Source organism: Brevibacillus sp. NPDC058079, assembly GCF_042885155.1.
Taxonomy (GTDB): domain Bacteria; phylum Bacillota; class Bacilli; order Brevibacillales; family Brevibacillaceae; genus Brevibacillus.
This window is the reverse complement of the sequence record NZ_JBHVSO010000013.1, coordinates 1-13,294: the sequence shown is the minus strand read 5'-3', so window position 1 is coordinate 13,294 and position 13,294 is coordinate 1. Positions and strand designations below refer to the sequence as shown.

Here is a 13,294-nt window from a genome sequence, read left to right as displayed (position 1 = left end):
GTAGGGATGTTATGGAAAATTTATTTATCGATCAATATATTTTATAATTTATTAATTCTCTTTATAAATAAATAAAAATTTATTAAATCATTCTAAAACATATTTAAAAAATATATAAAACCATGTATATTGATAAAAGATTTAGAAAAGGGGGATTACTTGTATGAAAAAGAATGTTTTCGTGGCAATGAGTTCTATCCTCGTTCTTGGTGCGGCACTCGCAGGATGCGGTGGCGGAAACCAGGCGGCACCAGCAGATAGCAATGCATCGGCAGGAAAGACAGAAAATTCTGCACCAGCAACTGGCTCTAAATTACTGAAACTGAACCTGCACTCCGAGCCACCAACAGCTGACCCAGGTATTGCGGAAGATACAACTTCCAGCACAATCATCACAGCTACCTTCGAAGGTCTGACTCGCGTTGGTAAAGACGGTAAATATGCTCCAGCAGCAGCAGAGAGCTATACTGTTTCTGAGGACGGTAAAAAATATACATTCAAAATTCGTGATAATAAATGGAGCAACGGCGATCCTGTATCGGCAAAAGATTTCGAATATGCTTGGAAACGCGCTCTTAATCCAAAAACAGCTTCCAACTATGCATACCAACTGTACTATGTGAAGGGCGCAGAAGCCTACAACAAAGGCAAGGGTAAAGTAGAAGAAGTTGGCGTAAAAGCAGTTGACGATAAAACACTCGAAGTAGAATTGGCGAACCCAACTCCATTCTTCCTGGAGCTGGTTGCATTCAAAACATACTTCCCAGTTAATCCAAAAGTAGTAGATGGCAATGAGAAATGGGCTACCGATGCGAAAACAGTTATTGGTAACGGTCCATTCAAAATGGATTCTTGGGAGCACAAGAGCAAGCTCGTAGTTTCCAAAAACGACAACTACTGGGATAAAGACAATGTGAAATTGGACAAAATCGAATTCTCCATGGTAGAGGATGAGAATACTGAGCTGTCCATGTACGAAAACGGTGAACTGCACTGGGCAGGTGCTCCAACATCTGCGTTGCCAACAGACGCGATCCCAGCTTTGAAAGAATCCGGCAAAATGACAACTCAGCCAATCGCGGGTACTTACTTCTACCGTTTCAACACAGAAAAACCACCGTTTAACAACGTAAAAATCCGTAAAGCGTTTGCCTATGCGATCGATCGTCAAAGCCTGATCGACAACATCCTGCAAGCTGGTCAATTGCCTGCAACAGGATATGTACCACCAAGCATGGCACTGAACAAAGACGGTTTCTACAAGGATAATGACATCGAAGCAGCGAAGAAATTGCTCGAAGAAGGATTGAAAGAAGAGGGTCTCACCAAATTCCCGGCACTTACTCTTTCCTTCAACACTTCCGAAGGTCACAAAAAGATTGCTGAGGCAATCCAAGACCAATGGAAGAAAAATCTGGGCGTAGACGTGAAGCTCGAGAACAAAGAGTGGAAGGTATACCTGGATGACGTACACCAAGGTAAATACCAAGTGGCTCGTGCAGGCTGGTTGGGTGACTTCAACGATCCAATCAACTTCTTGGAAATGTTCAAGGAAAAAGACGGCGGAAACAACGATACTCGTTGGGAAAATCCGAAGTACAAAGAACTCCTGAACCAATCCGCTCTGGAGCTAGACCCAGAAAAACGTAAAGCTATCCTGGCGCAAGCGGAGCAAATCCTGATGGATGAAATGCCAATTATGCCAATCTACTACTACACACAATCTTGGGTGAAAGACGACAAGGTTCAAGACGTAATCATCGATGGTCTGGGTGCTGTAGATTACAAATACGCTGATATCGCAGAAAAGAAATAATAGCTGTGCCTGTAAAAGAAGAGCGGTGTTATACTCACCTCTCTTCTTTTTTTGTCTATTTAATATCCAAAATTTTACACTTTTAATGTATACTAATTTTTGGAAGATTTTCATTAAGAAAATAGGGGTGTGTATGATGAAAAAGAGTGTTTTTCTGGCTTTGAGTTCAGTCCTCGTTTTCGGTGGAATGATGACAGGGTACGAAGGCGCTATCCAAGCAGCTGAGCCTAAAGTTTTAAGAATAAATCTGCAATCGGAGCCGCTTACAGCAGACCCAGGAATTGCGGAGGATACTACCTCTAGCACGATCATCACTGCTATATTCGAAGGTCTGACACGTCTCGGAAAAGACGGTAAGGTGCACCCAGCCGCGGCAGAGAGCTATACCGTTTCTAAGGATGGGAAGTCTTATACTTTCAAGATTCGTGAAGCTAAATGGAGCAACGGCGATCCAGTAACGGCACGTGACTTCGAATATGCTTGGAAACGTGCACTCGATCCAAAGACAGCATCCAACTACGCCTACCAGTTGTATTATGTGAAAGGTGCAGAAGACTTCAACAAAGGGACCGGCAAGGCGGGAGACGTTGGGGTAAAGGCGATTGACGATAAGACGCTAAACGTGGAACTGACAAACTCGACACCATTTTTCCCGGAGCTGGTTGCTTTTAAAACATACTTCCCTGTGAACAAGAAGGTAGTCGAAGGCAACAAAAGATGGGCTGACGAGGCTAAGACGGTTGTTGGCAACGGACCATTCAAAATGGAAACATGGAAACACAAGAGCAATCTGACTGTCGTAAAAAACGAGAAGTACTGGGATAAAGCCAATGTAAAGTTGGATAAGATCGAATTCTCCATGATAGAAGATGAGAATACGGAATTGTCCTTGTTTGATAACGACGAACTGGATTGGGCGGGTGCTCCAATGTCCTCGCTGCCAATCGACGCACTTCCGGTTTTGAGGGAAACGGGCATCTTGAAGACACAACCAATCGCCGGTGCCTACTTTTACCGTTTCAATACAGAGCAAGCGCCTTTTACCAACGCAAAAATTCGTAAGGCGTTCGCTTATGCAATTAATCGTGAAAGCATCACCGCCGATATCATGAAAGCTGGTCAAGTACCTGCAACAGGCTATGTACCACCGAGCATGGCGTTGAACAAAGACGGTTACTTCAAAGATAATGACCTCGAAGTTGCAAAGAAATTACTGGTAGAAGGTATGAAGGAAGAGGGTATCTCCAAACTTCCGCCAATCACACTCTCCTTCAACACATCCGAAGGCCATAAAAAGATCGCAGAAGAAATTCAGGATCAATGGAAGAAAAACCTCGGCGTAGATATCAAGCTCAAAAATTCAGAGTGGAAGGTATACTTAGAAGACGTACACGAAGGTAATTATCAAATCGCTCGTGGAGGCTGGCTGGGTGATTTCAATGATCCCATCAACTTCTTGGAAATGTTCCAGGAAAAAGACGGCGGAAACAACGATACACGTTGGGAAAATCCAAAGTACAAGGAGCTCCTGAACCAATCTGCTCTGGAGCAAGACCCAGAGAAGCGTAAAGCAATTCTCATGCAGGCTGAGCAAATCCTGATGGATGAAATGCCAATCATGCCAATCTACTTCTACGCGAACTCTTGGGTGCAGAACGAGAATTTGAAAGATGTAGTGATGGATGGGTTTGGGGATATTGACTTCAAATATGCAGATCTCGTAGAAAAGAAATAAATGACAGCCAAAAAGAAGGGTGGAGTTGTATAAACCACTCTTCTTTTTCGTCTCATTTTCATTTGAAATCGATTTTTGTTGTATACTATTTTTGGATTTATTTAGAAAAATTGGGGTGTATATTTTGAAAAAGAGTATTTTTCTGGTGTTAAGTTCGGTCCTCTTTTTGGGTGGATTGATGACAGGGAACGAGGGCATTGCCAAAATGGCAGAGTCAAAAAAGGTATTGAGAATGAATTTGCAGGCAAATCCGCCTACAGCAGACCCGGGTATTGCAGAGGATAGCGCTTCTCTTACGATTATCAGAGCTACTTTTGAAGGGCTGACCCGTAAAGGGAAGGACGGTAAGACACACGAAGCAGCAGCAGAGAGCTATACCATTTCTGAGGATGGGAAAACATATACGTTTAAGATTCGTAAAGCAAAATGGAGTAACGGCGATCAAGTAACAGCACAAGACTTTGAATATGCCTGGAAACGCGTTCTCGATCCAAAAACAGCTTCTAATTCTGCCTACCAGTTGTATTATATCAAGGGTGCAGAAGCATTTAATAAAGGAACTGGCAAGGAGGGAGACCTTGGCGTAAAAGCGATCGACGATAAAACGCTAAAGGTGGAGCTAACAAACCCAACCCCATATTTCTTGGAGCTGTTGGCCATCAAAACATACTATCCGGTAAACAAGAAGGTTGTCGAAAGTAACCCAATGTGGGCTAAAGATGTAAAAACGATCGTTGGTAACGGACCATTTAAAATGGAAACATGGGAACAAAAAATCAAAATGGTCCTTGTGAAAAACGAGAACTATTGGGATAAAGATAACGTAAAGTTGGACAGAATCGATTTCTCGATGGAAGAAGATGAGTACACGGAGCTGGAAATGTTCAAACATGGAGAGTTGGATTGGGCAGGATCTCCAACTTCGTCACTGCCATTTTATATTGATAGTAAGGTTGCTGAGAAAATAAAATGGAAGCCGATTGCAGGTACATACTTCTACCGTTTTAACACCGAAAAAGCACCGTTTCACAACGCAAAAATTCGGAAAGCTTTTGCTTATGCGATTGATCGTGAATTATTGATTGATGTTCTTGGCCTTAGTCCATGGCTTGCAACCAGCTACGTACCGCCGACTATGACATTGAATGAAAAGGGATATTTTACAGATAATGATGTGGAAACAGCGAAGAAGTTGCTTATTGAGGGGATGAAAGAAGAAGGTATCACCAAGCTCCCGCCAATCACACTTACCTACAACACGTCCGAAGGCCATAAGAAGGTCTCGGAGATCATTCAGCATCAGTGGAAGATGAACCTCGGTGTAGATGTGAAGCTCGAAGATAAAGAGTGGGAGGTCTTCCTGGAAGATGTGAACGAAGGTGACTACCAAATTGCTCGTGCAAGTTGGACAGCTGATTTCAATGATCCGATAAGCTTCCTGGAATTGTTCAAGGAAGCAGACGGTGGAAACAACGATACTGGTTGGGAAAATCCGAAGTACAGGGAGCTTTTGAACCAATCTAACCTAGAGCAAGACCATGATAAGCGAAAAGTAATTTTGGCGCAGGCTGAACAAATTTTAATGGATGATATGCCTATCACACCCATCTACTACTACACGAATTCATGGGTGCAAAACGACAAGCTGAAAAATGTAGACATGGATGGCCTAGGAGCTATCGATTTCAAATACGCAGATATTACTCCATAATCAAAACACGGATGAGAAGAGGGTTTTTACGACCTCTTCTTTTTTTCAGTCTCATGGACAAATGACCAATCCATTACGCCCTTGGCTACATAGAGTAAAAAGGAACTAACTGCAACTAGGGGGGATATGGATGGATATTGGTTCTTTGCTCAACATTGTAAAATCAATTCCTAAGGAAAAGCTGAGGACGGATGCGGGAATCAAGGAAGTCATTCGTGAAATGGCCAGAAAGTCAGGGAAAAAATTGACCGAGCAAGAGGTTAACAGTTATGCTGCGCAGTTTCGTCAGATGCAGAAAACAGAAAATGTCGGAAGTCTGTTGAATAAGCTTTCGAAAAAAGGTGTCACTGCAAAGGATTTGGAAAATATAAAAAAACGTTTTAGATAAGGGGGTAGAGTGAGGAGGGAGGTGGGATTATCGTTGAAAAAATGAAAGCGAAAAAGAAGCAGGCTGTGCCCAGGGGCACTTTGCAAGAATCGATCAACAAACTAGCGGATGCACAGCATGCAAACAATGCCCAAATGATGAGAGAAATGAGTCAGGTGCGGCAGGAGCTGCAGGATATGAAGAATACACTGGGGCGCCTCAAACAAGCACCTCCAAGAAGTACAGGAGAACGTCGAGGTCTGCTGTTTGGAGGACGACGGAATACCGCTCAAGTGGAAGCTGTAACCCAACCACAAAAGCCTGCTATTTCTATCGAAGATTTACTGCCGCTTTTACCGTATCTAGGCGACGCTATTCCCCAATTGAAAAACCCAAAGGTAGCTGATTCCATTAAGGTGCTGTCAAATCCAGCTGTGATTTCGCTGATACAGCAATTTCTTGCCAACGGTGGCTTGAACATGATAAAAAAACCGGTTCAAGAAGTAAGTAGGCAAGAGAGACGGGGATTTTTTCGATAACAAATATCAGTTACAAAGACTGTCTCGCGGGCTTGCGGAGGCGGTCTTTTCATTTTGGTACCAAAAGACTATAAACTTTACAGATCATCTAGCGTCTAATAGAATGGTGAACGTTGCACATTGGCTGACGCCACATAACGAAGAAAACAGACATCACGGAGGAGGTCAGGATGAAGAGACGATTTTACCCTCTGCTTTTTGCGCTGCTGGTCCTGCTGCTAATCCCCGGTTGGGCGGTTGCAGCAAGCAGTGCCTCAGAGGAGGCTGTCAATCTCATGATTGGTGGACAAGCAGTGAATGCTGAAGTGCCGCCAGTCATCAAGAATGGACGCACGTTGGTTCCCGTCCGTGTCATCGCCGAAGGGCTAGGTGCAAAAGTGGATTGGAATGACGCTACTCGAACAGCTGTCATTTCCAGAGGCACACAGCAGCTCTCCCTTACTCTTGACTCCCGTACAGCAGTGTTGAACGGCAAACAAGTGAAGCTCGATACGCCGCCTGTTATTTCACAAAAGCGTATGCTGCTGCCACTGCGTTTTGTCGGGGAGTCACTTGGCGTTACAGTCGGGTGGGACAACAGCACACGAACTGTCATTGCGAACGAAACACCACAGGTCAAGCTGAATGGCAAGGCACCAACCCAGCCGATCAAGCTGTATCAAGTGGAAGACACGATGTACGCGTCCGCACAGGCTGTAGCTGAGCAAGCGGGACAAAAAGGCTTTGCGTGGAAAAGACCTGAGCGCGGGATGACGATTGATGATCAGTTGGTTCTCCCATTACGTCAATTGGAGGACGAGCTTGGAGGGTCATTTGCGTGGGACAAGAAAAATAATCAGGTTGAGATCGATCGCCTCAATATTTTGAAAGATGTATCTGAGGACGGCGACCGTGTTCGTATTGAAACGACCATACCTGTCATTCCTCAGTCCTTTGTGATGACAGGTCCTCATCGGATCGTCTTGGATCTCCCACAAACAGCATTGGATGATGATTTAATCGAAGATCTAAAACGTCAAGACGAGAAAAACGATAGCGTAGGCGAATCCGAGGAAGTAGCCTCTGCTGATGATGAAGACCAAGGCACAGATTCAGATTCAGATTCTGACGAACTGAATCAGGCAGAACAAGCGAAAGAAGAACCTCTCATCGCTAACCTGCGTTACAGCCAATACAGTGCATCTCCTGACACGGTTCGCGTCGTTATTGAGCTGAACCAAAAGAGCACGTATGAGCTGGCTTACACGAAAGACGGTATCGAAGTAAAATTGACGCCAAAACCGAAGAAAACAGGCTACCTGATCGTCGTTGATGCCGGTCATGGAGGAAAAGACCCAGGCACGAAGGGCTCCGCTGGCAACAATGAAAAAGATTACAATTTGGCTGTCTCCAATAAGATTGTGGCTTTGCTGAAGCAATATCCAGAGTTTCAAGTCGTTCCCGTCCGCACGACGGATGTGTTTTATGAACTGTCAGAGCGTGCCGCTTTTGCCAATGAGTTAGATGCCGACTTGTTCTTGTCTATGCATGCCAACGCATTCCCGAAACCGACGGCTGCAGGAACAGAAACTTTCTATTATAATGAAAACAGCAAAGACTTTGCCCAAGTGGTACATAAACATTTGCGTGGGGCAACGCAGTTCCCGGATCGAGGTGTCAAGCAGAGCGGCTTTTATGTGATCAAAAACACGAAAATGCCTGCTGTGTTGACCGAAACAGGCTTCCTCTCCAATCCACAGGAGAACGCGCAGCTGACGAATCCGGCATTCCAAGATAAAATCGCGAAAGCCATTGTTGCGGCTATTCGTGAATACTACGAGTCTTATCAGTAAGGGGGCTTTTCACGATGAAAAAAAGTCGAGCGATCTGGATGGCAGCGTTAGTGATGCTGCTTTTGGCCGGATGTGGGCAAGATGCGACAGAAACACCACAGCCAACCACACCAGTAGAACAGCCATCTGGTTCAAACACTGATCCATCGACAACAGAGCCGACTCTGAAAAAGCAAATGGTCACCGTTTACTATTCAGATAATAATGTGATGGAGCTGCAAAAAGAAGAGCAAGAGATCACGTTTGCAGAAGATATCGAGAAGTACAAAAAGACACTTGCCCTGCTGGAGACGCCTGTAAAGCCAGACGTGCACATTCCACTGTGGAAAGATTTCAAGTACCATTCGATCACACTTGATAAAGGAACCCTGAAAATTGACGCAGATAGCAAGAATCAGTTCAATATGGGTTCAAGTGGCGAGACGATGGCTTTGGATGCGTTGAAGAATACATTCTTTCAGTTCTCGGAAGTAAAGGAGATTGTCTTCTTGGAGGATGGCAAGAAAGTAGAAACGCTGATGGGGCACGTAGATCTCTCCGAGCCACTGAAACGAGACAATTAATCATCACCATAAAGGCGGCACATCCTGTTAAACGGGATGTGCTGCTTTTTTTCTCGTATAGTGGCTGTCGTGGGGAGAAGAATATTTCCAGTCTAGGCTCCAGGCTCCGTCCTGCTGAGGGCTGAGATTGCCCGCTCCGAAGCGATTAGCGGGGAAACGCAAAAGTGGTAGCCGCTTCGTCGCATGGGCACGTTGCGTTTCTTTTGCCCGCTAACCGCTTCTCCGCTCGGTTGGACTCCACAAGTCGCTACGTCTGGAAATATTCTTCTCTGTCGTGACTGATTACATTTCTTCATTCTTTCAAGGCTTTTAAAATCCGAATAGCATGATAGCTCGTAGAGGAAACAGGAGAAATAAGCGAAGGTCTTTGGTACACCGACCGAGACGGAATGAAAAAAAGAGAAACAAGCTTTTAGCGTCCACCTCTGAGACACCTCTTGAATGGACCACTTTGGACGCGGGTTTCGCTTTTTTTCATGGAGACGGGCAGTGAATCCCTCAGCGGGTGGGACAAGAAGCTAAGCGTTTTCTCCTGTTTCCGCCCCACCCCAACAGTCGGACACAGTTTTTTATGTTGGCGTTTCTTCCCGATCCGTGAATAGAAACTTGATGGCATACACCCCAAACAAGCCTACTATCGTATACACGATTCGACTTACGATAGACTCCGCTCCACCAAACAAGCTTGCGACTAAATCAAATTGAAATAACCCGATTAATCCCCAGTTCAGGGCACCAATGATCACAAAAAGCAAAGCCAGCCGTTCCACATGGACACCCCCACCAAAAGAATAGGGACAGTATTCCCATGTTTGCGCCGGTTTACAACAGGAATCCCTCCATCTTTAAGAAAGCTTTACATTCACAACATAATACGACAACATTCCCGCTGTATAGTTTGTACTTGTAAGAGAGAAAAAAACAAACCGAACCTTTTAAGGAGGATTTTCATCCAATGAAAAAACTCAGCAAAATGTTTATTGCGCTGACATGTGTAGGGGCATTACTCGCGGGGTGTGGAAGTGGCAACACAGCACAGACACCAGCACCAGCGCAAAAACCAGCTCAGGAGCAAAGCAACTCTGGTTCGACAACAAAAACTTCCGGTGAACCTGTAACAGCAGTGGGTTCAACCGCTTTACAGCCTCTGGTCGAGCAAGCGGCCAAAGACTTTATGGCAAAAAATGCAGGCGCACAAATCCAAGTACAAGGCGGAGGAAGCGGCACGGGCTTGAGCCAAGTAGCAAGCGGTGCAGCAACGATCGGTAACTCCGATATTTTCGCAGAAGAGAAAAAAGGCATTCCAGCAAACGAACTGGTAGACCATAAAGTAGCGGTTGTCGGTATGGCAGCAGCGGTAAGCCCGCAAGTAAAAGTAGACACCTTGACCAAGCAACAATTGATCGACATCTTCACTGGTAAAATCACCAACTGGAAAGACGTTGGCGGTGAAGACATGAAGATCACGCTGGTTAACCGTCCGAAATCTTCCGGAACTCGCGCGACATTCAGCAAATTCGCGTTGGATGGTAAAGAAGAAGCAGAAGGTATCACAGAGGATTCCTCCGGTACTGTTCGCAAAATCATTGCTGAAACACCAGGTGCAATTGGTTACTTGGCACTGTCCTACTTCAATGACTCTGTAAAAGCTCTGAAATTGGATGGCGTGGAAGCAAATGCAGAAAACATTACATCGAACAAATATCCAGTATGGGCGTACGAGCATATGTACACCAAAGGTGAAGCAACTGGCGATGCAAAAGCGTTCCTCGACTTCATCCTGACTGACGAAGTACAGAAGAAAACTGTAACAGAATTGGGCTTCCTGCCAATCACAGATATGAAAGTGGAACGTGATGCAGAAGGCAAAGTAACACAAAAATAAGCGTTATCGTCAACAGCAAAATAGAGGGGTAGGGGGGCCTTCCCCTCATTTTGCTTGCGTACAGTCGTTTTCTTTCCAGGAGGGAGAACATGAGCCATCGTACTGAAGGGGTAAATACAGAGCGTAAATCGATGATTGCGCAAAAAATGCTGACAACGAACAAGCGTCAAAAGACAGAGAATATTACTGGCAAAACCATTGCGATGATTTGTGCGGGTTTGCTCGTTATTGTTGTTTTATCGATCACCTATTTTATTGCTTCAAAAGGGTTGTCGACGTTCTTCGTCGATGGAGTAAGCTTCAAAGAATTTTTAACCCATGACAAATGGGACCCAGAAGGTGAACCATCCGCGTATGGTGTCCTGCCTTTTATTCTTGGTTCGTTTTTCGTAACGGCACTGGCTGCTTTGATTGCCGCACCACTCGGAATCGGCGCCGCTATTTTTATGACAGAGATCTTTCCGGGCTTCGGGAAAAAAGTATTGAAGCCGGTAATCGAGCTGTTGGTTGGTATCCCATCGGTCGTTTACGGTTATGTTGGACTAACTTTGCTTGTTCCATTTATTCGCGAACAATTTGATGTTCTTGGCTTCAGCCTATTGGCAGGGGGACTTGTTCTTGCCCTGATGATTTTGCCTACCATTACGAGTGTGGCAGCAGATGCCATTGAGGCTGTTCCGCAAGACTTGCGCAACGCTTCGCTCGCGTTGGGTGCTACTCGCTGGCAAACGATTTGGAATGTCGTGTTGCATTCCGCGCTTCCTGGCTGTTTGACGGCCATTGTTTTGGGAATGTCTCGTGCTTTTGGAGAAGCTTTGGCTGTGCAAATGGTTATTGGTAACACAACGAAGCTGCCAGGCGGTTTGCTAGAACCGATCAGTACGCTCACTAGCGGTATTACATTGAACATGGGGAATACGATTCAAGGAACTCCGTATAACAACGCTCTCTGGTCAATGGCTTTGCTGCTCTTGGCGATGTCTTTCATCTTTATCGTGATTTTGCGCCTGTTGGGCAGAAAGAGGTTGGCGAAATAGATGAAAGCGAGACTGATGGACCGCGCTGCTACTGTTGTTTTGACACTGATTGCCGTACTGATTATCGGTACCTTGGTGGGACTATTGGGCTTCATTCTCTCACAAGGCTGGCATAAGCTGAATCTCGACTTTTTGACCTCTCCACCGGATATTGTCAATGCGGGTGGCGGGATTGGACCACAGCTTTTCAACTCGTTGTACTTGCTGGTCCTGACCATGCTGATCGCGTTGCCGCTCGGGATCGGAGCAGGCATTTATATGGCTGAATATGCGCCGGATAACAAGATTACACAGTTTATCCGCATGAGTATAGAAGTATTGTCTTCTCTTCCGTCTATCGTAGTTGGTTTGTTTGGATTGCTCGTATTCGTAAATATGACTGGCTGGGGTTATACCCTGTTTGGTGGAGCACTTGCGCTGACGGTATTTAACCTGCCACTCTTGGTTCGTGTAACAGAGGATGCACTGCGCAACGTACCACGCAGTCAAAAGGAAGCGAGTCTCGCGCTTGGTATTACCAAATGGCGTACCATCGTGTCTGTCATCCTTCCAGCAGCACTCCCAGGTATCCTCACAGGTGCCATTCTGGCATCTGGCCGTGTATTTGGGGAAGCGGCTGCCTTGCTGTTTACAGCGGGGATGTCTTCACCGAATCTGGATTTCACCGACTTCTCATTGAATAGTACGACCTCACCGCTGAACCCGTTCCGTCCTGCCGAGACATTGGCCGTGCATATTTGGAAGGTAAACAGCGAGGGGCTGACACCGGATGCGCGTGATGTCGCAGATGGCGCATCTGCTGTTCTGATTATTGCCGTCTTGCTCTTTAACCTTTCCGCTCGTTGGTTTGGGAATTGGGTTTACAAAAAGATGACGTCAGGATCAAACTAAGAAGAGGTAGGTGGCAGCCATGTCCGTACTGACCATGCAAGAAACGATCATTCAGACGAATAACGTGAATGTATACTACGGAGAGAAGCACGCCGTGAAAAATATATCAATGGATATTGAACGCAACTCCGTGACGGCCTTTATCGGTCCGTCCGGATGCGGGAAATCGACGCTTTTACGGAGCTTGAACCGGATGAATGATCTGGTTCCTTCTTGTCGTGTAGAGGGTTCCATTATTGTAGATGGTATCGACATTAACAGCTCGCAAGTAAACATCGAGAGTCTGCGCCAAGTGGTAGGAATGGTGTTCCAACGAGCGAATCCATTTTTTAAATCGATCTATGAAAACATCGCATTTGCACCGCGTTTCCACGGAATGACCAATAGACGTGATTTGGATGAATTGGTTGAGTCGAGCTTGCGAAAAGCAGCGCTTTGGGACGAGGTAAAAGATCGTCTTCGCGACTCAGCGCTCTCCCTTTCTGGTGGACAGCAGCAAAGGCTTTGTATCGCGCGTGCCCTCGCAATGCAGCCGACCATTTTGCTTTTGGACGAACCGGCTTCCGCTCTCGATCCGATTTCTACCATGAAAATCGAAGAGCTGGTCATGCAGCTAAAAGATGAGTATACGATCGTGATCGTTACCCATAACCTTCATCAGGCAGCGCGAATTTCTGAGAAAACTGCCTTCTTCCTGATGGGTGAGCTGATCGAGATGGATGAGACAGGGAAAATCTTCACTTCACCTGAGAACGAAAAAACCGAAGCATATATTAGCGGACGATTTGGTTAATAGAAAAGAAAAGCCCTCCCGAGCACATGTGGGGACTGACCCCTTAAAGTGAGACAAATCAAAACACCTTCAAGAGAACTAAACCATGTCGTAAGATATGGGGACAATCTTGGAGGTGTTTTTGC

The 13,294-nt window shown here is 45.6% G+C and carries 12 protein-coding genes; 11 read left to right on the top strand and 1 reads right to left on the bottom strand.

From position 1 onward, the window contains the following. Positions 1–163 precede the first annotated feature (163 nt). The 7 genes from ACFVS2_RS28365 (at position 164) to ACFVS2_RS28335 (ending at position 8,563) form a co-directional block, all read left to right on the top strand. On the top strand, positions 164–1,816 hold the full coding sequence (locus tag ACFVS2_RS28365; protein WP_173621259.1) for a peptide ABC transporter substrate-binding protein: 1,653 nt from the start codon (positions 164–166) through the stop codon (positions 1,814–1,816). Between the two features lie 136 nt (positions 1,817–1,952). After that, positions 1,953–3,551, top strand: coding sequence for a peptide ABC transporter substrate-binding protein (locus ACFVS2_RS28360; protein ID WP_390239670.1), 1,599 nt, complete (start codon positions 1,953–1,955; stop codon positions 3,549–3,551). Positions 3,552–3,675: 124 nt separating this feature from the next. Continuing rightward, a complete protein-coding gene (locus ACFVS2_RS28355) occupies positions 3,676–5,262 on the top strand; it encodes a peptide ABC transporter substrate-binding protein (RefSeq protein WP_390239669.1) in 1,587 nt (528 codons plus the stop codon). Between the two features lie 130 nt (positions 5,263–5,392). Next, entirely contained in the window at positions 5,393–5,650 is a 258-nt protein-coding gene (locus ACFVS2_RS28350) for a hypothetical protein (protein ID WP_007721136.1), read from the top strand. A 41-nt stretch (positions 5,651–5,691) separates the two neighbouring features. Next, positions 5,692–6,168 carry a hypothetical protein gene (locus ACFVS2_RS28345; protein ID WP_390239668.1) on the top strand — a complete coding sequence of 159 codons (477 nt, stop codon included), beginning with the start codon at positions 5,692–5,694 and terminating at the stop codon, positions 6,166–6,168. Between the two features lie 170 nt (positions 6,169–6,338). After that, complete coding sequence (locus ACFVS2_RS28340) at positions 6,339–8,000, top strand: N-acetylmuramoyl-L-alanine amidase family protein (protein WP_390239667.1); 1,662 nt, start codon at positions 6,339–6,341, stop codon at positions 7,998–8,000. Positions 8,001–8,014: 14 nt separating this feature from the next. Next, a complete protein-coding gene (locus tag ACFVS2_RS28335) occupies positions 8,015–8,563 on the top strand; it encodes a GerMN domain-containing protein (RefSeq protein WP_390239666.1) in 549 nt (182 codons plus the stop codon). 569 nt (positions 8,564–9,132) lie between these two features. Here ACFVS2_RS28335 and ACFVS2_RS28330 read toward each other — a convergent pair. Next, entirely contained in the window at positions 9,133–9,333 is a 201-nt protein-coding gene (locus ACFVS2_RS28330; RefSeq protein ID WP_173621253.1) for a DUF378 domain-containing protein, read from the bottom strand. Positions 9,334–9,518: 185 nt separating this feature from the next. Between ACFVS2_RS28330 and ACFVS2_RS28325 the strand changes: the two genes are divergently transcribed. From ACFVS2_RS28325 to pstB, 4 genes are all read left to right on the top strand, one after another. Continuing rightward, positions 9,519–10,448 (top strand): phosphate ABC transporter substrate-binding protein PstS family protein, encoded by a 930-nt coding sequence (locus ACFVS2_RS28325; protein ID WP_390239665.1) that lies wholly within the window; start codon positions 9,519–9,521, stop codon positions 10,446–10,448. An 89-nt stretch (positions 10,449–10,537) separates the two neighbouring features. Further along, positions 10,538–11,485, top strand: a complete 948-nt coding sequence (gene pstC, locus ACFVS2_RS28320) for a phosphate ABC transporter permease subunit PstC (RefSeq protein WP_173621252.1) — start codon at positions 10,538–10,540, stop codon at positions 11,483–11,485. Next, positions 11,486–12,376, top strand: coding sequence for a phosphate ABC transporter permease PstA (gene pstA, locus ACFVS2_RS28315; protein ID WP_173621251.1), 891 nt, complete (start codon positions 11,486–11,488; stop codon positions 12,374–12,376). Between the two features lie 19 nt (positions 12,377–12,395). Then, positions 12,396–13,169, top strand: a complete 774-nt coding sequence (gene pstB, locus ACFVS2_RS28310) for a phosphate ABC transporter ATP-binding protein PstB (protein WP_173621250.1) — start codon at positions 12,396–12,398, stop codon at positions 13,167–13,169. Positions 13,170–13,294 lie beyond the last annotated feature (125 nt).